Below are 20388 nucleotides of genomic sequence, written 5' to 3'. Positions count from 1 at the left end.
GAACGTGAGCCTGCCGACCCTGCTGCTGGTGGATGACAGCGACGCCATCCTGGCACTGGAGCGGGCCATCCTCTCCGGCCACTACACCATCCACACGGCGAGCAACGGCCGGGAAGCGCTGGACAAGGTGGGGCGGCTGCATCCGGCGGCGGTGCTGCTGGACCTGTCCATGCCGGAGATGGACGGGGACGAAGTCCTCCAGCGGATGAAGGCGGACCCGGGCACGGCGGACATCCCGGTCATCATCATCTCCTCGGAGAAGCAGCGCGCGGAGGCGTGCCTGGGGCTGGGCGCGGAGGCGTTCCTGGCCAAGCCCTTCCGCGCGGACGAATTGCTGGCCCGCGTGGGCGAGGCGCTGGAGAACGCGCGCCGGCGCTCGCGGACCGGGGCCCTGCTGGTGCTGCGGCTGTCCGTGGGCGAGCGCGAGTTCGCCGTGCCGCTGGACTCCGTGAAGGAGGTCCTGCTCCAGCCCCTGACGCGGCCCCTGCCCACCGGACCGTCCTACCTGCGCGAGTACGTGGAGTTGCGCGGCCAGGCGGTGTGCGTGCTGGACGTGGCGCTGCGGCTGGGCGTCCAGCACAAGGTGGCCATCGCGGAGCGGATGCTGGTGGTCATCGAGGTGGAGGGCGTGTCGCTGGCGCTCACCGTGGACACGGTGAAGGACCCGGAGGAGTTCCAGGCGAGCGACATCGACCGGCGGGAGAAGGTGGGCGGCGCCGAGCACGGGCTGTTGCAGGAAGGGCTCGTGGGCATGCTGCGCACCGGCAGCCGCGTGCTGCCCATCCTGGATCCGAAGGTGTTCATCTCGCGGGGGCTCCTGCGTGACCTGCCCGCGCTGCTCGCGCCGGTGGAGGAAGAGCGGAGCGCATGAGTGCGGGGCTCGACCCGAGGCTTCTGGCCCGTGCCCGGGAGGTGGTGGCGGACACCACCGGCTTCCGCGACGACGCCATCGCCCACGAGGCGGTGGAGCGCGTGCTGCGCGCGGAGCTGGCCCGGGGGCGCGTGCCCACGGAGGTCCTGAGCGAGCTGCAGCAGCTGGGCTCGCCCCTGGCCTACACGCTGGTGCGCGCGGTCCTGGTGGGGGAGACGTACTTCTTCCGCCAGCCGGAGCACTTCCGCTACATCGCGCAGGAGGGCATCCCGGCCGCGCTGCGCCACGGCGCCACGCACCTGCGCGGCTGGAGCGCCGGGTGCGCCACCGGCGAGGAGGCCTATTCGCTGGCCGCGTGTCTGCTGGCGTGCTCGCCCCCGGGGATGCCGGTGGAGGTGTTGGGCTCGGACCTGCACGAGGCCAGCCTGGAGGCCGCGCGGCGCGGCACCTACGGCGCCTGGTCCCGGCGCGAGTCCGCGCCCGCGCTGCACCCCACCTACGAGCTCCTCAACGGGCGGCAGGTGTCCATCCTCCCGGAGGTCCGCAGGGTGGCGCGCTTCGCGCCGGCGAACCTGCTGGCGCCGCTGCCGGAGCGCTTCGGGCAGTTCGACTTCATCCTCTGCCGCAACGTGCTCACGTACTTCTCTCCGTCCGCGCGCGACGCGGCCATCGTCCACCTGGCGCGGGCCCTGTCGCCGGGGGGACTCCTGTTCCTGGGCACGGTGGAGGTGGACCGCGCGCCGCCGGGGCTCACGCGCGAGGGGCCCCCGGAGCTGCAGGCCTTCCGCAAGCCCCGCCCGGAGGAGCGCCCCTCCGCGCAGGTGCCCGTGGCGCCGCCCGTGCCCGCGCCCCGGATGTCGCCCGCGCCCCGGCGGCTGTCCTCGCCCGCGCCGGTTTCGCCCACGCCGCCGCCGGCCCCGCCGCCCTCTCCCGCGCGGCTGCACCTGCAGGCGCTGGAGCGGATTGAAGAGGGCAACGTGGCCGGGGCCACGGCGGTCCTGGAGCTGCTCGTGAAGCAGGCGCCGGACTACCTGCCGGGACTGCTGGAGTTGGCGCTCCTGCGCGAGCGCGCCGGGGCCCGGGACGCGGCCTTCCCGCTGATGCGCGCCCTGCGCACGCGGGCGGGGCAGCTGCCGCCGGACGCGTTGGTGGATGGACCGGAGGCGCTGCCCGCGCGCTTCTATCTGGCGTCCGCTGACGCCTACCTGAATCTGGGGGCGCTGGAATGAAGCCGCTGGTGGTGGACGAGGCCCTGGAGACGGAGACGCGGGAGCTGCTCGCGCGCCGGGCCGCGCGCCTGCGCGAGCAGGGCGAGTCGACGGTGGAGGAGGCGGTCCATTGGATCGCCGAGTTCCCGCTGGGCGAGGAGCGCTACGCGCTGCCCCTGGAGTCGCTGCGCGCCGCGCTGCCCCTGCGCATGGTGACGCCGGTGCCGCTGTCCGCGCCCGCCGTGATTGGCGTGCTGCGCTTCCAGGGCCAGGTGCTGTCCGCGCTGAGCCTGGCGTCGCTCCTGGGCGGCCACGGGTGGCGGCAGGACCCGGCGGTGCTGCTGGTGGTGGACCGGGGCGACGGCGAGCTGTGCGCGCTCGACTGCGAGGCGATTCCGCGCCCCACCACGCTGCCGCTCGCGTCCGTGGAGGCCGCGCGCGCCCGGGCGGAGGGGCCGGTGGTGGAGGTGTTCACCCACGACCGCCAGCTCATCCACCTCATCGACCCGAAGCGCCTGTTCGGCCGGACCGACGGGGGAGTGCGCCATGCCCGTTGATCCGATGCTGCAGCCGCTGGTGGCGGGCTTCGCCGTGGAGGCCCAGGAGGTCATCCAGAAGGTCACCATGGACCTGCTGGAGCTGGAGCGCGAGGGGCTGGAGAACGACGCCCTCGCCAGAATCTACACGCGGCTGGGCCGGCACCTGCACACGCTGAAGGGCAGCGCCTCGTCGCTGGGGCTCCAGGACCTGGGCGACATCGCCCACAAGCTGGAGGACGCGCTGGCGCCGCTCAAGGCGCACACGCAGAAGATGCCGCGCGCGGTGGTGGACGTGCTGCTGCACGGGCTGGACCTCTTCATGCTGCGCGCGCAGGCGCACGCGGACGGGCGCGGGGACCACCTGCCGGACCCCGCCGCCGCGCTGGCCCAGCTGGTCGCCGCCGCGCCGCCGCCGGAGGAGGCCGCCGCGCTGCCGGGGGGCGCCTTCGCGCAGGTGCCGCCCGCCGCGGCCACCCCGCCGCCCGCCGCCGCCGGTGCCCCGTCCGAAGCGCAGGCCCTGCCGGACCCTGCGGCGGAGTCCTCCGACGCCGGCTGGCGGGTGAGCGCCGCCCAGGTGACGTCGCTGATGCGCGAGGTGGAGCGCCTGCGCGAGGTTCGCCTGCGGGTGGAGGAGCGCAGCCGGGAGCTGGAGCGGGTGTCCGCGCTGCTCGCGAAGCAGGGCCTCCTGGCGGAGACGGCGGAGGCGCGCACGCTCTTGTCCGGCACGGGCCGCTCGCTGCGCACCGACGGCGAGGAGACGAGCGACATCGTGGACGCGCTGGAGGAGGGCCTCAAGGCCATCACCACGCGGCCCACGCGCACCATCCTGGACCCGCTGCAGCGCATGGTGCGCGACCTGTCGCGCCAGCTGGGCAAGGAGGCGCGGCTGTCCGTGGTGGGCGCGGAGGTGTCGCTGGACCGGCGCCTGCTGGAGAAGCTCCAGGGCGCGCTCGTGCACATCCTGCGCAACGCCGTGGACCACGGCCTGGAGATGCCCGCCGAGCGCGAGAAGGCCGGCAAGCACCACGAGGGCGCGCTCACGCTGCGCGTGGAGCAGCAGGGCAACCTGCTGTACCTGGAGGCGAGCGACGACGGGCGCGGCATCGACCTGCTCCAGGTGCGCAAGTCCGCGGAGAAGCGCGGGCTCATCACCGCGGAGGAGTCCGCGCGGCTCAACGACAACCAGGTGCGCGAGCTCATCTTCCGCGAGGGCTTCAGCACCCGCTCCGACGTGACGGACACCTCCGGGCGCGGCGTGGGCCTGGACGCGGTGCGCGCCACGGTGGAGTCCCTGCAGGGCCGCATCGAGGTGTCGAGCACGCGCGGGCAGGGCACGCGCTTCGTGCTGACGCTGCCGGTGGACCTGGGCAGCTCGCCGCTCTTGATGGTGCGCGCGCTGGAGCAGTTCGTGGGCCTGCCCATGCTGGCGGTGGAGTCCACGCAGCTGGCGCGCCCGGACATGCTGCGCGTGGGAAAGCGCCGCACGCACCTGGAATACCAGGGGCAGCTGTTGCCGGTGGTGGACCTGGGCGCGCGGCTGGGCCTGCGCGCGTCGTCTCCGCCCGCGGAGGGCCAGCCGCTGCTCATCGTGCAGAGCGGCGGCAAGCGCGTGGCGCTGGGCGTGGACGCGGTGGTGGGGGACCGGGACCTGGTCATCCGCCCGCTGCCGTCGGAGGTGCGCGACGTGGCGGCCTGGCAGGGCGCGGCGACGCTCAGCCGGGGAGAGCTGCTGCTCATCCTCCGGCCGGACTGGGTGGTGTCGGATTCGGAGAAGGTGACGGTGTCCGCGGCGAGCCGGCGGGCGCTGGTGGTGGATGACTCGCTCACCGCGCGCGCGCTGCACCGGGCGATGCTGGAGGCCGGCGGCTTCCAGGTGCACCTGGCGGCCAGCGGCGCGCGGGCGCTGGAGCGGCTGCAGGTGGACACCTACGACGTCGTCATCTGCGACCTGGACATGGAAGAGATGGACGGCATCGAGCTCATCGCCCGGCTGCGCGAGCGCAAGGACACGCGCACGCTGCCTGTCATCCTCGTCTCCGCGCACGACACGGCCGTGGCGCGCGAGCGGGGCCTCGCCTCCGGGGCGGACGGCTTCCTCAGCAAGCGCGAGTGCGCCGCGGGCCGCCTGCTCGCGGAGGTGCTGGACGTGATGAGCCGCCGGGGGAGCCGCGCGTGAGCACGAAGAGGTCCATCCGCGTGCTCGTGGTGGATGACTCGCCCACCATGGCCAACACCCTCACCGCGCTGCTCACGGAGGAGCCGCGCATCGAAGTCGTGGGCCGCGCGGGGGATGGCAACCGCGCCGTGCAGCTGGCGCGCCTGCTGCGCCCGGACGTCATCACCATGGACCTGCTCCTGCCCGGCCTGGACGGGCCGGCGGCCATCGCGCACATCATGTCCCAGGCGCCCGCGCGCATCCTGGTGGTGAGCGCGGTGGCGGAGCAGCGCGGCGTGGACCTGGGCTTCCAGGCGATGAGCGCCGGGGCGCTGGAGCTCATCGGCAAGCCCAACGTCACCAACGCGGAGGAGCTGCGCCGCTGGGGCCGGGAGCTGGCCCACTCCGTGTGCCTGATGGCGGAGGTGCCCGTCATCTCCCGCCGTCCGCGCGCCGTGGCGCCGCCGCCCGTGCCCAGCGGGGCGCGGGTGGACGTGTTCGGCCTCGTCGCCTCCACGGGCGGGCCTCCCGCGCTGGCGGAGGTGCTGTCCAAGCTGCCCCGCGACCTGCCGGTGCCCATGCTCGTCGCGCAGCACATCACCGTGGGCTTCACGCAGGGGATGGTGCGCTGGCTGTCCCAGGTGTGCGAGCTCCAGGTGGGCGTGGCGCGCGATGGCGAGCGGCTGGAGCCGGGCCGCGTGTACTTCCCGCTGGACGGCCACGACCTGCTGGTGGACAGCGTGGGCCTGGCGCGCCTGCAGCGCAGCCATGGCGGGCCGTGCCCCAACGGCGACGTGCTCTTGAGCTCGCTGGCCATGGCCTACGGCCGGCGCAGCGGCGGTGGCGTGCTCACCGGCATGGGCGAGGACGGCGCGCGGGGCCTGCTGGCCATCCGCCAGGCCGGGGGCGTCACCCTGGCGCAGGACGAGGCGTCCAGCGTCGTCTACGGCATGCCGCGCGCCGCCGTGGAGCTGAAGGCCACGGACGGGGGCACGCCGCTGGCGCTGGTGGCGGAGCTCATCCTGCAGAGCTGTCAGCGTCCGTCGTTCCGTCCTGCCCGCGGCCCGGAGGGAGGGGTCCGGTGAGCCGCGTTCCTCCAACAAACCGCGGATGTCCGCGCTGTCCCTGGCGCCGGGTGGCTGACGGTCCGCCACCCGAGGACGCCACCCCGGGAGTGTTCCCTTGAAGCCCTCCTCCGCGCTCCCCGTCTCCTTCCTGCGCGGGCTCGGGCTCGCACAGAAGTTCGTGCTCGTCACGGCGGTCATCAGCGCCTCCGTGGCGCTGCTGCTCACCCTCATCGCCACCCGCCAGCTGGAGTCCAACCTGGAGGCGCGCCACGCCAGCGAGGGCGAGGCCGTGGCGCTGAGCCTGGCCATCGCGGCGGAGCAGGGCGTGTCCGCGGGCATGGGGTCGCTGCAGCCGCTGCTGGAGACGTTCCGCGAGCGCGAGGACCTGGCCTACATCTTCATCCAGGACCCCACCGGCTTCGTGCTGGTGCACTCGTTCCAGGGGGGCTTCCCGGAGGCCCTGAAGGCCGCGCTCGAGGCGCAGCCGGGCGTGGGCAAGGGGCGCACGCGCGTGGTGCCGGAGGTGCGCATCCAGCGCGGCGGCCGGACGCTGCGCGCCCTGGACGTGGCCGCGGCCGTGGCGGAGCAGGGCCGGTTGGGCACCGTGCACGTGGGCATGGCGCGCGAGTTCATCGACGCGAAGGTGAACGCCCTGCGCTGGAACATGCTGCTGTTCGCCTTCGTCCTGGAGGTGGGCGGCGTGGTGCTGGCGGCGCTGTTCGGCCGGAGCATCGTGCGGCCGCTGGCGGAGCTCACGTCCGTGACGGCCCACATCGTCGCGTCCGGGGACCTCACCCGCCCCATCCAGGCGCGCGGCAACGACGAGGTGGGGCGGCTGTCCAACTCCTTCTCCCAGATGGTGGGCAAGCTGCGCGAGGTGACGGTCAACCTCCAGCACGCCGCCACCGCGCTCACCCAGTCCACGGACCACCTCAACGCGTCCTCCACGGAGCAGGCGCAGACCATCTCCCGCCAGGCCGCCGCGCTGCAGGAGACGCAGGTGACGGCGCAGGAGATCAAGCAGACGTCCACGCTGGCCGCGCAGAAGGCGGAGAGCGTGCTCAGCGTCGCCGAGCGCGCGGACACCCTGGCCAAGGCGGGCGAGGCCTCCATCGCGCAGACCATGGCGGGCCTCAACGACATCCGCGCGCAGGTGGGGGAGATCGCGGAGAAGATCCTCGAGCTGGGCGAGCGCACCCGCCAGATTGGCGGCATCACCCAGACGGTGAAGGACCTGGCGGACCAGTCCAACATGCTCGCGCTCAACGCGGCCATCGAAGCGGTGCGCTCCGGCGAGCACGGCAAGGGCTTCAGCGTGGTGGCGCGTGAAATCCGCGCCCTGGCGGACCAGTCCATCCAGGCGACCACGCGGGTGCGGGAGCTGCTGGACGACATCGCCAACTCCGTCACCTCCGCGGTGCGCATCACGGAGCGCGGCGCGGAGCGGATGGAGGCGGGGCTGGCGCAGGTGCGGGACAGCGGGCACAACCTGCGCGAGCTGTCCTCCATCGTCCAGGACAACGCCGCCGCCGTCCGGCAGATTGCCGCCGCGGTGAATCAGCAGAACGTGGGCATCAACCAAATCACCCTGGCGGTGAATGATTTGTCCAAGATGATGGACGACACCGTGGCCCGCATCGGGTCCACCGGTGAGGCGGCCACCACGCTGCAGATCATCTCCGAGCAGCTCTCCAACGCCGTGGGCGCCTACAAGGTCGAGGCGAAGGAGTAGGAACACGAAGGCCCCGAGTCCCCGTGAAGGGGGCCCGGGGCCTCGGGTGCTTCAAACCGCCGTCGTGCCTACGCGGGCACGGCCTCGGTGGCTTCCGCCTGGAGCTTCACCGCGTCGTCCACGACATCGAAGCGGGCCACGCCGCCGCTCTTGAGCGAGCCGAACAGCAGCGCCTCCGCGAGCGGCTTCTTCAGCGTGTTGTCCACGAGCCGCGCCATGGGGCGCGCGCCGAAGGCCGGGTCGTAGCCGTGCTCGGCCAGCCACGCGCGGGCGGCGGGCGTGAGCTCCAGCTTGACCTTCTTCTCGTCGAGCACCTTCTGGAGCAGGCGCACTTCCTTGTCCACGACCTTGAGGATGACCTCGGGGGGCAGGCCGGAGAAGAGGATCCACCCGTCCAGCCGGTTGCGGAACTCCGGCGTGAAGGTGCGCTCGATGGCCTTCTTCGCCCGCGAGCCGTCCACCACCACGGCGGGGTCACCGAAGCCCATGGCCTTGGTGCTCATCTCGTGCGCACCCGCGTTGGTGGTCAGGATGAGGATGATGTTGCGGAAGTCCGCCTTGCGGCCGTTGTTGTCCGTGAGCGTCGCGTGGTCCATCACCTGGAGCAGGATGTTGAAGAGGTCCGGGTGGGCCTTCTCAATCTCATCCAGCACCAGCACCGCGTACGGATGCTTGCGCACGGCGTCCGTGAGCAGGCCGCCCTGGTCGAAGCCCACGTAGCCCGGAGGCGCGCCGATGAGCCGGCTCACCGTGTGCTTCTCCGAGTACTCGCTCATGTCGAAGCGCAGGAACTCCACGCCCAGGCTCTGCGCCAGCTGCTTCGCCAGCTCCGTCTTGCCCACGCCCGTGGGGCCGGAGAAGAGGAAGCTGCCAATGGGCTTCTCCGGCGCGCGCAGGCCGGAGCGCGACAGCTTGATGGCGCTGACCATCTCCTCAATGGCCTTGTCCTGCCCGTAGATGACGCCCTTGAGCTCCTTGTCCAGGTTCTGGATCTGGACGCCCTCGCTCGCGGACACGCTCTTGGCCGGAATCCTGGCCATCTTGGAGACGACCTGCTCCACGTCGTGCGCGGAGACGACGCCCGTGCGCACACCCTCCGGCTTGAGCCGCTCCGCGGCGCCGGCCTCGTCGATGACGTCGATGGCCTTGTCCGGCAGGAAGCGGTCGTTGATGTGCTTGGCCGCCAGCTCCGCCGCCGCCTGGAGCGCACCCTCGCCGTACTTCACGTGGTGGTGCTCCTCGTAGCGGCTGCGCAGGCCCTCCAGCACCTTGACGGTATCCTCCACGCTGGGCTCGTCCACTTCAATCTTCTGGAAGCGGCGGGACAGCGCGCGGTCGCGCTCGAAGGACGCCTTGAACTCCTGGAACGTCGTGGAGCCGATGCAGCGCAGCCGCCCAGACGCCAGCGCGGGCTTGAGCAGGTTGGACGCGTCCATGGACCCGCCGCTCGTGGCCCCCGCGCCGACGATGGTGTGGATCTCGTCGATGAAGAGGATGGCGTCCGGCAGCTCCTGGAGCGCCTTGAGCACGCCCTTGAGGCGCTCCTCGAACTGGCCGCGGAACTTGGTGCCCGCGAGCAGCGCGCCCATGTCCAGCGAGTAGACGACCGCGTTCTTCAGCGCCTCCGGCACGCGGCCCTCGTGGATGTGGAGCGCCAGGCCTTCCGCGATGGCCGTCTTGCCCACGCCGGCCTCGCCCACGTAGAGCGGGTTGTTCTTGCGGCGGCGGCTGAGCACCTGGATGGTGCGCTCCAGCTCCTTGTCGCGCCCGATGAGCGGGTCGATGCGGCCCGCCTTGGCCTCGTTGTTGAGCTGGACGGCGTAGGCCTCCAGCGGGCTCTTCTTCTGCGTCTCGCCGTCCTCGTCGTCCCCGGCGGGCGTGGCGCGCGCCTCGCCCTCGGACTCGCCGTCCTTGCTGATGCCGTGGGAGATGAAGTTGAGCAGGTCCAGGCGGGTGACGCCCTCCTGCTGTAGCAGGTAGAGCGCGTGGCTCTCCTCTTCACGGAACAGGGCGACCAGCACGTCGCCGCCGTCGATGTACTTCTGCTCCGCGGACAGGGCGTGCATGGCGGCGCGGTGGAGCACGCGCTCCACGCCGATGGTTTGCTGCGGCTCGGCGTCCACGTCGTCGGGCAGGCGCTCGACCGTCTCCTCCAGGAAGGAGACCAGGTTCTCCTGCAGGCGCTTGACGTTCGCGCCGCAGCCCTTGAGCACCTCGCGGGTGCGCGACTCACGGGTGAGGGCCAGGAGCAGGTGCTCCAGGGTCAGGTACTCGTGACGCATCTTCCGCGCCTCGTCGAGCGCGGTGCGGAAGCTGGCCTGCAATTCTTTGGCAATCGATGGTCCTGCCACGGTTCAGCCTTCCTCGGGTTCCATGGACAGCCGCAGGGGGAACCCGTTGTCCCGCGCCGCGGCCTCCACTGTCTTGAGCTTCGTCTCGGCGACGTCGTAGGTATAAACGCCCGCCACTCCGATGCCGTTGTAATGAACGTGCATCATGATCTGCACGGCATCCGTCTCCGACTTGTGGAAGATCTCCTTGAGCACGGCCACGACGAACTCGCGCGTGGTGTAGTTGTCGTTGTGCAGGAGGACCTTGTAGAGCGTCGGCCTCTTCAGCTTCTGCTTGGGGACGGTCTCCGTAACGACCTGGCCGTCATCGTGTGGGTGCTTCTGAGCCATGGGCTTGCGGACTCCCTTGCCTTCGCTTCGCTTTCCCGTTGGCGGGCCTGCCTGAAGATGCTCAGACCCGCTCCTTGAAACCCGTCTCCGCCCACCACAGGGGCATGCCGCTTTCGACGGCTGCCCGCTCGTGCGCCAGGAAGCCGCGCACCGCCCGGTCCAGGCCGGGGTGGAGGAACAGGTGCGCACTGTACGTGAGGTGCGGCTCGAAACCCCGGGTGAGCTTGTGCTCGCCGCCGGCGCCGGGCTCGAAGCGCTCGCGGCCCCGGGCGATGCAGTCCTCCACCGGATGGTAGAGGCACACGTTGAAGTGCAGGAACGGTTGTTCCTCCAGCGCTCCCCAATAACGGCCGTACAGCGTGCGCGGCCCGGTGAAGTTGAACGCGCCAGCCACCCTGCGGCCTTCCCGCCGGGCCTCCACGAACTCGCAGCGGTGCCGGAAGCCGGCGAGCAGGCGGGCGAAGAAGTCCTCGGTCAGCGAGCGCGCGCCCCATGGGTAGCGGTCCACCGTGGACACATGGAGCCGGTGGGCCCAGGCCGCGTCCACCTCCTCCAGGGCGTCGCCCCGCAGGGTGCGCAGGGTGATGCCCCGGGCGTCCATCGCGCGCCGCTCGCGCTGGATCTGGTGCCGCCGCTTGGCGCGGAAGCGGGCGAGGAAGTCATCGAACGTCCGGTAGCCCGCGTTGCGCCACAGGTATTGGACGCCCAGGCGCAACGCATAGCCCTGCGCCTCCAGCACCGGCAGCTCCTCCGCCGTGGGGAAGAGGACGTGGACGCTGGAGAGCCCCTCGGCGCGCGCGAACTCCAGCGCGGCGCTGTAGAGCTCCGCCTCGCGGGAGGGGGCGTCCTCGCCAGGAGCCACCAGCACGCGGCGGCCGGTGGCGGGCGTGAAGGGCACGCCCAGCACGAGCTTGGGGTAGTAGCGCAGGCCCGCGCGCTCGGCGGCGGTGGCCCAGGCGGCGTCGAAGACGAACTCGCCGCGGCTGTCGTTCTTGAGGTACGCGGGCGCCGCGGCGACGAGGCGCGAGCCCCGCCACACGGTGAGGTGGCGCGGCTGCCAGCCGCGCTCGGGCACCACGCTGCCGCTCTCCTCCAGGGCGGCGAGGAAGCCCCACTCCAGGAACGGCACCGACTCCGGGTCCACGAGCGCGTCCCAGGCCGGCGCGGGAACGTCGGTGATGGAGGTGAGCAGGCGCAGCGTGGTGGGGAGCGGGACGGACATGGACGTGGCGAGCGCCAGCCTATAACGGCGGGTGGCGGCTGCCGCCACGACTGGCCGGACGTGCTACTTCCCGCGCGTGAGCTCCTGGGCCAGGAAGCCCGCGACCTCTGTCAGCCCCGCGGCGGCCCGCTTGCGACCCTCGTCCGACTCCATGACGCGGCGGGCGGCGTCGCCGGCGGTGCCCACCTCCAGGTCCACCAGGATGAGGAAGGCGCTCCACCCGGGTGTCAGGGGAGCGACCTTGCCCGGCCGCAGGGGCCGCTCGCCCAGGGTGGTGGCCACCTTCTCCAGGAGGCCTTCTTCCTTGAGACGTTTCGTGCGCCCGAGCATCTGCGTCCAGGTGGCCTCCAGAAGGGAGGTCAGCAGCGGACCCTTGAGGGCGGTGGCGAGGCGCAGGGAGGCCTCCTCGGCGTCCACGTGGTGGGCGGCCGCGTAGGTGGGGCTCAGCCTGGCCACCACCACGGCCCTGGTGGCGAGGTGGGCGAGGCGCGGCGGGAAGGACATGGGACCTTGTGTCATACATCGATGACGGGCGTCGGCTCCATCCGGAGTGAATCCGCCGTGCGGGGCGTTTGCCTGACGGCCGGACTGGTTGCTATGGGGCCCGGCGCCCTTTAGAGGAAGCGGACTTTCGTAGGGAGAACAGCATGTCAGTGAACATCCAGCTCGAGTGGACCCCCAACCCCAGCACGCTGAAGTACGTGGTGGACCGCAAGCTGCTGGCCGGTGGCGCGGTGAACTTCACCAGCCGCGACGACGCGCAGGCGAAGTCGCCGCTGGCGCTCAGGCTGATGGACATCACGGGCGTGACCGCGGTGATGCTGGGCACGAACTTCGTCACGGTGACCAAGGGCGAGTCGGGCGAGTGGGACGAGCTCAACGACTCCGTGATGTCCACGCTGGACACGCACCTGTCGGAGAACCTGCCGGTGGTGGACGAGGCGGCCATCCAGGCGGCGCGTCAGGCCACGGCGTCGGACGGCACGGTGGAGCAGCGCATCCAGGTCATCCTGGACGAGGAGATCCGCCCGGCCGTGGCGCAGGACGGCGGTGACATCACGCTGGACCGCTTCGAGGACGGCATCGTGTACCTGCACATGAAGGGTTCGTGCGCGGGCTGCCCGTCGTCCACGGCGACGCTGAAGATGGGCATCGAGGGCCGTCTCCGGGAGATGATCCCGGAGGTCACCGAAGTGGTGTCCGTCTGAGGCGGAACGTCAAAGCGCCGCAGGTCCGCAAGGAGCTGCTGCCGGACCAGTCCCAAGCGCTCCTGCGTGAGCTGCACCTGCTCACGCGCGACGGGAACCTCAACGCGGACGCGCTGCGCAAGCTCAAGCAGGTGAACCACCTGGTGGGCCTGCTTCGCCCCGCGATGGAGGACGTGCAATCGCGCCACGCCAACCCCGTGGTGGTGGACGCGGGCAGCGGCAACGCGTACCTGGGCTTCGTCGTCTACGAGCTGTTCCTCAAGGACGCGGCGGGCGGCGAGCTCCTGTCCATCGAGGGGCGGCCGGACCTGACGGAGCGCGCGAAGGGGCGCGCCGAGCGGCTGCACTTCGACCGGATGCGCTTCCAGACGGCGCACATCGACGCGGCACAATACCCGGAGCGCATCCACCTGCTGATGGCGCTGCACGCGTGCGACACGGCCACGGACGACGCGCTGGTGGCGGCCATCCGCCACGGCGCGGACCACGTGGCGGTGGTGCCGTGCTGCCAGGCGGAGGTGGCCGCGCAGCTCAAGGAGAAGAAGGCGAAGCAGGCCGGAGCCATGGCGCTGCTCTTCCAGCACCCGTGGCACCGGCGCGAGTTCGGCTCGCACCTGACCAACGTCATCCGCGCGCTGACGCTGGAGGCGTTCGGCTACCAGGTGACGGTGACGGAGCTGACCGGGTGGGAGCACTCGTTGAAGAACGAGCTCATCCTCGGGCGGCGGGTGCACCGGGACAACCGGCGCGCGCGGCTGCAGCTCCAGGCGCTGCTGGCGGAGACGGGCGTGCAGCCCCGGCTGACGCGGCTGTTGGGCGTCACGCCCGCGGGGGCTGGCGCGGACGTGGAGGCGGAGCCCCCGCCGGCGTCGGAGCCCGGGCCGGACGCGGCGTCCGTGGCGCCGCCGGAACCCTGACGCAAGCGGACCCGACCTGAATCGTAGGGCCAGGCAGGTGACCTCACGGGAGGGGGGCGTGTGTCACCCTCCCGGGATGGCCGCCTGCCTGCCCGTGCGAGGCGGACGGGCAGGCGTTACATGCCCGCCGTCCTGGCGCTGCGCACGGGCTGACACTCCAGACGGCCGGGTTCCCTGGCGAAATGCCACGGAGCATGTCGGAGGACGTGGGCACGTCAGAGGGGCCGGTCAGGATGGCTCGATGCCAGAGGTCGGGCTCGGCGGCAGGACCCAGGGCGGCGTTCGCGGTGTCTGAATGTCGGGGTACGCAGTCTCGTCCCGGGGTGGGGCCGGCCCAGCGGTCGTGAGGGCACCGGATGCGAATGGGACGAGCGGTGGAGCCCCTCCGCCATGACGCGGTGGGGGTGTCGTGATGGGAAGGGACATGGCCTTGGAGCTGGATGACTGGGGTGGGAGCGGCCCGCTCCTGCACTTCGCCTGCGCGAACGGTTTTCCCCCGGAGACGTACCGGAAGCTCTTCACGCGGCTCGCGACGCGCTACCACGTGGTGTCGCTGCGCACGCGGCCGCTGATGCCGGAGGAGGACCCGAAGGCGCTGACGACCTGGAAGCAATTGGGCGAGGACCTCGCGCGCGAACTGAAGGCGCGGGGGCGCTCCGGCGTGCTGGGCGTGGGGCACAGCGTGGGCGGCACGAGCACGCTGATGGCGGCGGCCGCGAACCCGGGGCTGTTCCGCGCGGTGGTGGCGCTGGACCCCGTGCTCGTCACCGGCTCGCGGCTGTGGGCGCTGCGCCTGATGAAGCTCCTGGGCCGCATGGACCGCGCGCCCATGGTGCGCGGCGCGCTGCGGCGGCGGGACCGGTGGACGACGCGCGAGGAGGCGGCCACGGCGTACCGGCAGCGCAAGCTGTTCCGGGACTGGGACGCGGACTGCTTCAACGACTACATCACGCACGGGCTGGTGCCCACGGAGCAGGGCGACTTCCGCTTGCGCTTCCCGCGCGAGTGGGAGGCCCGCATCTTCGAGACCTTCCCCTCGGACCCGTGGTCGCTCATCCGCGCCAACGCGACGCCCACGCTGGTGCTGCGCGGCGAGCGCTCCGACACGCTGCTGCCGGACGCGCTGGCCCGGGCGGAGAGGGAGATGAAGCGCGCGCGGGTGGACACGCTGCCGCTCGCCTCCCACCTGTTCCCCATGGAGATGCCGCGCGAGACGGCCGAGCGCGTGCTGACGTTCCTCGACGAGCTTCCGCCCGTGGACGTGCCCGCGCACTGAGCGTCAGCCGTAGGCCTCGCGCTTGATGCGCTTGTCCGGGATGCCCAGCTCGTGCAGGTGGCCCAGCACCGCCTCCATGAAGCGCGGCGTGGCGGGCGTGCGCGTCTCCAGCGCCTTGCGCCGGTCCCACGGGGTGATGGCGGGCCCGCACACGTACACGAGGCAGGTGTCGGGGTTCGGGACCAGCTCGCGCAAGAGCGCCTCCCCGACGCGGCCCTTGCGCACCCGCGGGCCGTACTTCGTCTCATCCGTCTCGCGCGTGAGCGTGTGCACCAACCGCACGCGGTCCGGCGCGGCCTGCTCCAGCGCGGCCAGCTCCTCGCGGTAGAGGATGTCCGCCCAGGTCTTGTTGGACGCGAGGAACGTGTGCCGCAGCTTCAACCCGCGGTGCAGCGCGTCCTTCACGATGGCGAAGTTCGGCACCGCGCCGGAGCCCGCCACCACGTGGAGGATGTGGTCCGCCCGCTCCGTGACGTCGTCCGGCAGGACGTACGGCCCCATGAAGCCCGTCACCTTCAGCTTCGCGCCCACCAGCCGGCCGTGCACCAGCAGCGGCGACAGCAGCGGCGGATAGCGCGTGACGCCCGGGATGAACTCCTCGTCCTTCACCGTGATGGCCACGTGCCGCTCGTGCGGCGCGGAGGCGAGTGAGTACGAGCGCGGCGACTCCTTGCGCCCCTTCTGCTCCTGCAGGTACGCGCACTGCTGCGCGAGCGCCCGGAACTGATGCGGGTCGATGTTCAGGAACTGGCCTGCCTTGTAGTCGAGCGGCCCCGCCCCCGCGTCCAGCTCCAGCCGCAGGGTCGCCGTGTCGTGGGTCTCCATCCGCACGTCGAGGACGGTGGCCTCGTACTCGACGGGCCGCTTCGTTCGGGAGGGCGTGGCCTCAGCGCTCATGGGCCTCCCATAACACGCGGGGTGTGAGGTGGTGTGGCCCGGCGCCGCTCAGGCCGCGCGTCCCACCTCCAGCACCCGGGGCTGGCCTTCGTTGGCTGGACGACGGAAGGGCGAGCGGGCAGTCCAGCGCCCCCCGAGGACTGCTGACCCACCCCACTGGGCAGGACTACATCTTCGGGAAGGACGTCCAGCCATCACTCCCCCTAGGCTCCAGGGGCATCCAGAAAGGACGTGGGCCGGCCCGTGCTTCGACTTCTCTTCGCCCTGATGTCGCTGCTCCCTCGGAATCCGCGCCGCTACGTCGTGCGCGGGCTGATGCATGCCGTGTGGGGCCGGCTGTCCCACGCGAAGGTGTACGGCGTGAAGGACCTGCCGGCCGGCCCCTGCCTCTTCATCTGCAACCACCTGTCCAACGCGGACGGCTTCACGCTCTACCGGGCGCTGCGTCCCCGGCGCGTCGTCTTCCTGGCCGGCGTGAAGCTGCACGGCACCGTGATGACCCGGCTGGCGGCGGAGACGATGGACACCATCGACATCACGCCCAACTCGCCGGACATCGAAGCGCTGCGCCGCTGCGTGGAGCTGCTCAAGGGCGGCCAGTCCGTCCTCATCTTCCCGGAGGGGGGCCGCAGCCGCACCGGAGGGATGATCCAGGGGAAGAAGGGCGTGGGGCTCATCGCCAAGCGAGCGGGCGTGCCCATCGTGCCGGTGGCGCTGACGGGCACGGAGAAGCTCATGCCCATCAACGACGCGGACATGGGCGGCGAGCGGCTCTACCACGCCGACGTCACCGTGACCTTCGGGCCCGCCTTCCGCATGGAGGACCTGGAGCCGGAGGTGGCCGGCGCCTCCGATACCCGCCAGGCGTTGGTGGACGCGATGATGCGCCGGGTGGCCATGCTGCTGCCGCCTCGGTACCAGGGCGTCTACGCCGGCGGCCCGGAGCCGGTGGCCCCCACCGCGCCTTCCTCCGCCGTGCCGCCTTCCGCGTAGGCGAGCGCGCGAGGAAGCCGCGACAGGAAGAAGCGGCCGCGCGGGCGGGTGCCCTCGCGGCCGTCTGTCTTCAAGCCACTCCCGGCTACTGGAGGAACGCCTTCTTCACTTCCGTGAGCAGCGGATTGGCGCCCGTCGCGGGGTCGGTGCAGCCCTGGTTGATGGTCCAGATGATGGTGCCGCCGTAGCCGTTCGCCTTGGCGTACTGGCCCTTGGCCTGGATGGCCTCCGGGCCGTCATAGGTGATCCAGCGCACCGTGCCGTCCTCCACCGGCGTGCTGAACGTGACGTAGTTGGCCTGCGCCGCCGCGTCCCACTGGAGCGTGCCCGTCTTGGAGAGCGCCAGGATCTTCTTGTACGTGAAGGAGTTGTCGCCGCCCACGTAGTCGGACCAATTGGTGAAGGGCTGGCGCGGGCCGGTGATGTGGCGCCACGCGAGGCCGTAGAACGGGATGCCCATGCCCAGCTTCTCCTTGGGGATGCCCGCGTTCACCCAGGCCTTGAGGCTGGATTCGACGGACGTCGGGTGGGTGCCGGACTCGCCCTTGAGCGCGGACGTGAACCACGAATCCCAGCCGTCCCAGACACCAATCATCTCGTAGGACATCACGTTCACCTGGTCCAGGGACTGGGCCAGCTGCGGGTACCACTTGAGCGACGCGTCCGAGGCGAAGTTGTTGTTCACCCAGCCAATGGGGAAGGTGAGCAGCATGCCGGGCCGCGCCTGACGCAGCCGCTGCACCAGCGCGAGCAGGTCCGGCTTGTCCGCCTCCTCCACCGGCTCCCAGTCGATGTCGAGCCCGTCATAGCCGTGGTCATCCATCGCCTTGAGCAGGCTCTGGACGAACCTCTCGCGGTTCGCGGAAGAGGCCGCGCCCACCCAGTTGTCGTGCTCGCCCGCGCCGCCCACCATGATGAGGGCCTTGCGCCCCGCGGCGTGCGCGCGCGTGGAGAGCGTCTTCGCCATCGCGGAGCCGTTCGAGTTGTCGAAGTGGGCGTCCACCGTGCCGTCCGTGTTCGGCGTCACGCGGCCCACGATGATGTGCGTCATCGCGCTGAAGTCCACCTTCTCCGGCGGGTAGTCATCCGCGTTCCAGCCCGTGTAGTAGCCGGACACCCACTTGTTGGTGTTGCCCACCGGGCCCGTCACCCCCGCGTCCGCCGTGGCCTTCTTCGTCGCGTCCGCGCTGCTCGTGGCCACCACGTGGTACGTGCCCGCCGTGCGCGGCGCGGTGTACGTGCCGCTGGAGGTGATGGTGCCGCCGGTGGAGCCTTCGAGGACGCTCCACGTCACGGCCGTGTTGCTGCTGCCCGTCACCGTCGCGGTGAAGGTCTGCACGCCGCCCAGGGGCAGCGTGGCGGCGGTGGGGGTGACGCTGACGCTCACGCCGGTGGTGCCCGCCGCCAGGCGCACGTTGTCGAGGTACAGCACCGGCAGCGAGCGGCCCGCGTTCTCCATCACCACCAGGCCATCCAGGGAGGTGTTCGCCGCGCCCAGATGGGCCAGCGGCATGCGGCAGAGCGTCCACGTATTGGCCTTCAGCGTGCCGCCCGCGCAGGTGGAGTTGAGCGCCACGGGCGGCTTCGCCACGCCGCCCACGCTCGCGTAGAGGGCGAGCGCGGGGTTCGTCGTCGCGCCCGGGTTCACCTGCAGCTCCACGAAGCCGTACCCGGTGGTGGGCACGCCCGCGTGGTGGAAGTACAGGCCCGTCCAGGGGCCGAACGTCGCGGAGATGGAGCGCGTGCCCGCGTACACGGGAGTCGTCGCGGTGAGGCTGTGCGTCGCCCAGGACCAGTCCTGCCAGCCCGAGCCGAGCGCATCGTCATACAGCGGGGACGCGCTCGCGAGCGCGTCCCCGGACGTCCCCAGCGCGTCGTCGTCGCCGGCCGTGGAGGTGAAGTCTGGCGCGCCATCGCAGCCGGCGTGCACCGCTGCCAACGCCACGAGGAACCCCATGAGCTGCCTTTTCAAGGTCACTCCTGCGGCCAGGTGAAGAGGGCAGGCCGGAGGTGCCATCTCCTCTGCTCGCGGCGCGTGGCAGAGGTCCTCCGGTCGCCCTGTCGCCACGCCGGGATTGGCGGGCGTGCAAGGGGGACCTGGCGAATCGCAGGCGAAGAGACACCGCGATTCCTCGTCTGCCTTCAAGGCATGGGGTGGGGTCTTTCGGCACGTCGCGAGGACGCCAGGCCGCTGTGCCAGCGACGCGGCGGGCGTCTGGCTTCAGAGCGGAAGATGCCTGGTGACGGCCTGGACGGGCGGGCGCCCTCCGCGCCTGGAGGCGCCACGGGGGCGCCTCCAGGGGAAAGGCGGTCGTGCTGCGATGTGCGCGGCTTCAATGCTTCACAGGGATTGAAGCCAGCCTCAGCTCCTGCCCAGGGACGTGAGGAAGCTCCACGCGCTCTTGTCCCCGCCCAGGTACGTCTGGAAGTGGTTCTCCCCGGGGCGGTAGAGGTCCGTCTGCTTGAGCTGCTGATGCAGCGCGGGCAGGTGGTAGTAGGGCACGGACGGGAAGAGGTGATGGGACAGGTGGTAGCTGGCGTTGAAGGGCGCGATGAAGAAGCGCTCGAACCAGGTGGCCGCCTCCACGTCCCGCGTCTCGTGCGTCTCGTCCGGGGTGGCCGGGGTGAAGGGGTGCTCCACCACGGCGCGGATGCGGAACGCCACCATCATCAGCGTCAGCGACGGGATGGACCACAGCAGCAGGTAGTGGAGCCAGCCGCCCGCGAGCGTGAGGAAGGTGATGAGGCCGACCAGCCACAGCGCGTAGCGGAGGTGCTCCGCGCGGGACGGCGGCGGGCCTCCCTTGCCCAGGGAGCGGCCCGTATAGGACCAGGGAATCATGATGCGCACGTGGGACAGCGTGAAGATGCCCACCAGGTCCCCCAGGAGCACCCGCGCCATGCCCCAGCGCGTGCGCGGGAACATCCACGCGGGGTCGCGCTGCGCCGTGCGCCAGTACGGGTCCCTGGGCGTGTTGACGTAGCGGTGATGCTCCGCGTGCTCCTTGCGGTAGCCCTCCGTGGTGATGTTCATGGGGAACGCGCAGAGGAGGTCCGCCAGCACGTCGTTGACCTTGCGGTTCGTGCTCAGGTGGTAGTGCGACGCCTCGTGCACCAGGCTCAGCAATGCGTGTTGCCGCGAGGAGATGACCACCGCGGCCAGCACCCACGCCCACCACCGGTCCACCTGCACCACGAACGCCACGGACGCCGCGATGATGAGCCATTGGCGTGTGACCGCCCAAAGGCCGCGCCCGTTGGCCACCACCGACAGCTGCCTGACGGTCGCCGTCAGGGCACGACGGTCAAACACACGGGAGGTGACCGCTTCCGAGTCATCCGGCGACAACGCTTCTGGAACGGCGAGCATCTGGAGACAGACCTCCTGCCGGGAGCGAGTGCGCTGGCGGAAGGCCGGGAGGTCCTTTCCTCCCCCGTCCAAGGCGACCCCCTGCCGCACACCCCGGTTCATGTGGGACTGCACCGCCTTGGCGGTAATAATCTCATATCACAGTAATTTAGAGGTCTGAAAGACCCGCTCAGTCTTACAGTCCAGACGGACGTGGCGGGTCCAATGGGTGTCTGTCGAGGTGAGGTGTTGACTGGTGCCCAGAAGGCAGCC

Annotated in this window: 17 protein-coding genes; 10 read left to right on the top strand and 7 right to left on the bottom strand. The window is 71.3% G+C overall.

The genetic code is table 11. The features are described 5' to 3' along the window. Positions 1–4: 4 nt before the first annotated feature. The 6 genes from KYK13_RS31820 (at position 5) to KYK13_RS31795 (ending at position 7572) form a co-directional block, all read left to right on the top strand. Entirely contained in the window at positions 5–871 is an 867-nt protein-coding gene (locus KYK13_RS31820; protein ID WP_223637453.1) for a response regulator, read from the top strand. Continuing rightward, positions 868–2100, top strand: coding sequence for a protein-glutamate O-methyltransferase CheR (locus KYK13_RS31815; RefSeq protein WP_223637450.1), 1233 nt, complete (start codon positions 868–870; stop codon positions 2098–2100). Before KYK13_RS31820 ends, KYK13_RS31815 begins: the two co-directional genes overlap by 4 nt. Beyond that, positions 2097–2636: a chemotaxis protein CheW gene (locus KYK13_RS31810; protein ID WP_223637446.1), complete on the top strand. Its 540-nt coding sequence runs from the start codon at positions 2097–2099 to the stop codon at positions 2634–2636. The genes KYK13_RS31815 and KYK13_RS31810 overlap by 4 nt, the downstream gene beginning before the upstream one ends. Beyond that, a complete protein-coding gene (locus KYK13_RS31805; RefSeq protein WP_223637443.1) occupies positions 2626–4794 on the top strand; it encodes a response regulator in 2169 nt (722 codons plus the stop codon). Before KYK13_RS31810 ends, KYK13_RS31805 begins: the two co-directional genes overlap by 11 nt. Beyond that, complete coding sequence (locus KYK13_RS31800; protein WP_223637441.1) at positions 4791–5858, top strand: chemotaxis protein CheB; 1068 nt, start codon at positions 4791–4793, stop codon at positions 5856–5858. Before KYK13_RS31805 ends, KYK13_RS31800 begins: the two co-directional genes overlap by 4 nt. Positions 5859–5955: 97 nt before the next feature. Beyond that, positions 5956–7572, top strand: coding sequence for a methyl-accepting chemotaxis protein (locus KYK13_RS31795; protein ID WP_223637439.1), 1617 nt, complete (start codon positions 5956–5958; stop codon positions 7570–7572). Positions 7573–7640: 68 nt separating this feature from the next. On the opposite strand, the gene clpA is transcribed toward KYK13_RS31795, so the two are convergent. From clpA to KYK13_RS31775, 4 genes are all read right to left on the bottom strand, one after another. Then, the gene (gene clpA, locus KYK13_RS31790; protein ID WP_223637438.1) at positions 7641–9923 is read right to left on the bottom strand and encodes an ATP-dependent Clp protease ATP-binding subunit ClpA; all 2283 of its coding nucleotides are present in this window, start codon (positions 9921–9923) and stop codon (positions 7641–7643) included. 3 nt (positions 9924–9926) lie between these two features. Further along, positions 9927–10253 (bottom strand): ATP-dependent Clp protease adaptor ClpS, encoded by a 327-nt coding sequence (locus KYK13_RS31785; protein ID WP_223637437.1) that lies wholly within the window; start codon positions 10251–10253, stop codon positions 9927–9929. A 61-nt stretch (positions 10254–10314) separates the two neighbouring features. Then, entirely contained in the window at positions 10315–11475 is a 1161-nt protein-coding gene (locus KYK13_RS31780) for a GNAT family N-acetyltransferase (RefSeq protein WP_223637436.1), read from the bottom strand. Positions 11476–11538: 63 nt separating this feature from the next. Continuing rightward, positions 11539–11979, bottom strand: coding sequence for a hypothetical protein (locus KYK13_RS31775; protein ID WP_223637435.1), 441 nt, complete (start codon positions 11977–11979; stop codon positions 11539–11541). Between the two features lie 143 nt (positions 11980–12122). Here KYK13_RS31775 and KYK13_RS39385 point away from each other — a divergent pair, with 143 nt between their 5' ends. The 3 genes from KYK13_RS39385 (at position 12123) to KYK13_RS31755 (ending at position 14876) form a co-directional block, all read left to right on the top strand. After that, a complete protein-coding gene (locus KYK13_RS39385; protein ID WP_370645198.1) occupies positions 12123–12683 on the top strand; it encodes a NifU family protein in 561 nt (186 codons plus the stop codon). Positions 12684–12796: 113 nt separating this feature from the next. Beyond that, the gene (locus KYK13_RS31760) at positions 12797–13600 is read left to right on the top strand and encodes an SAM-dependent methyltransferase (RefSeq protein WP_255654404.1); all 804 of its coding nucleotides are present in this window, start codon (positions 12797–12799) and stop codon (positions 13598–13600) included. Positions 13601–14024: 424 nt separating this feature from the next. After that, complete coding sequence (locus KYK13_RS31755) at positions 14025–14876, top strand: alpha/beta fold hydrolase (RefSeq protein ID WP_223637433.1); 852 nt, start codon at positions 14025–14027, stop codon at positions 14874–14876. Between the two features lie 3 nt (positions 14877–14879). Here the strand turns inward: KYK13_RS31755 and KYK13_RS31750 are convergent, their stop codons facing one another. Next, on the bottom strand, positions 14880–15773 hold the full coding sequence (locus tag KYK13_RS31750; protein ID WP_223637431.1) for an oxidoreductase: 894 nt from the start codon (positions 15771–15773) through the stop codon (positions 14880–14882). Positions 15774–16016: 243 nt separating this feature from the next. On the opposite strand from KYK13_RS31750, the gene KYK13_RS31745 reads away from it, so the two are divergent. Next, complete coding sequence (locus KYK13_RS31745; protein WP_223637429.1) at positions 16017–16766, top strand: 1-acyl-sn-glycerol-3-phosphate acyltransferase; 750 nt, start codon at positions 16017–16019, stop codon at positions 16764–16766. Between the two features lie 85 nt (positions 16767–16851). Here KYK13_RS31745 and KYK13_RS31740 read toward each other — a convergent pair whose 3' ends face one another. Continuing rightward, positions 16852–18738 carry a glycosyl hydrolase family 18 protein gene (locus KYK13_RS31740; RefSeq protein WP_223637427.1) on the bottom strand — a complete coding sequence of 629 codons (1887 nt, stop codon included), beginning with the start codon at positions 18736–18738 and terminating at the stop codon, positions 16852–16854. Between the two features lie 390 nt (positions 18739–19128). Then, positions 19129–20136: a fatty acid desaturase family protein gene (locus tag KYK13_RS31735; protein WP_223637424.1), complete on the bottom strand. Its 1008-nt coding sequence runs from the start codon at positions 20134–20136 to the stop codon at positions 19129–19131. Positions 20137–20388 lie beyond the last annotated feature (252 nt).

The organism is Corallococcus sp. EGB (assembly GCF_019968905.1).
Classification (GTDB): Bacteria; Myxococcota; Myxococcia; order Myxococcales; family Myxococcaceae; genus Corallococcus.
Note: the sequence above shows the minus strand (reverse complement) of the source record. Positions and strands in the feature narration are given on the sequence as shown.

What these genes read in the sequence shown, in the direction of transcription:
- KYK13_RS31750 (WP_223637431.1), bottom strand. Translation starts at nt 15,773, where the DNA reads ATGAGCGCTGAGGCCACGCCCTCCCGAACGAAGCGGCCCGTCGAGTAC.
- KYK13_RS31775 (WP_223637435.1), bottom strand. Translation starts at nt 11,979, where the DNA reads ATGTCCTTCCCGCCGCGCCTCGCCCACCTCGCCACCAGGGCCGTGGTG.
- KYK13_RS31755 (WP_223637433.1), top strand. Translation starts at nt 14,025, where the DNA reads ATGGCCTTGGAGCTGGATGACTGGGGTGGGAGCGGCCCGCTCCTGCAC.
- KYK13_RS39385 (WP_370645198.1), top strand. Translation starts at nt 12,123, where the DNA reads ATGTCAGTGAACATCCAGCTCGAGTGGACCCCCAACCCCAGCACGCTG.
- KYK13_RS31780 (WP_223637436.1), bottom strand. Translation starts at nt 11,475, where the DNA reads ATGTCCGTCCCGCTCCCCACCACGCTGCGCCTGCTCACCTCCATCACC.
- KYK13_RS31805 (WP_223637443.1), top strand. Translation starts at nt 2,626, where the DNA reads ATGCCCGTTGATCCGATGCTGCAGCCGCTGGTGGCGGGCTTCGCCGTG.
- KYK13_RS31735 (WP_223637424.1), bottom strand. Translation starts at nt 20,136, where the DNA reads ATGCTCGCCGTTCCAGAAGCGTTGTCGCCGGATGACTCGGAAGCGGTC.
- KYK13_RS31785 (WP_223637437.1), bottom strand. Translation starts at nt 10,253, where the DNA reads ATGGCTCAGAAGCACCCACACGATGACGGCCAGGTCGTTACGGAGACC.
- KYK13_RS31810 (WP_223637446.1), top strand. Translation starts at nt 2,097, where the DNA reads ATGAAGCCGCTGGTGGTGGACGAGGCCCTGGAGACGGAGACGCGGGAG.
- KYK13_RS31815 (WP_223637450.1), top strand. Translation starts at nt 868, where the DNA reads ATGAGTGCGGGGCTCGACCCGAGGCTTCTGGCCCGTGCCCGGGAGGTG.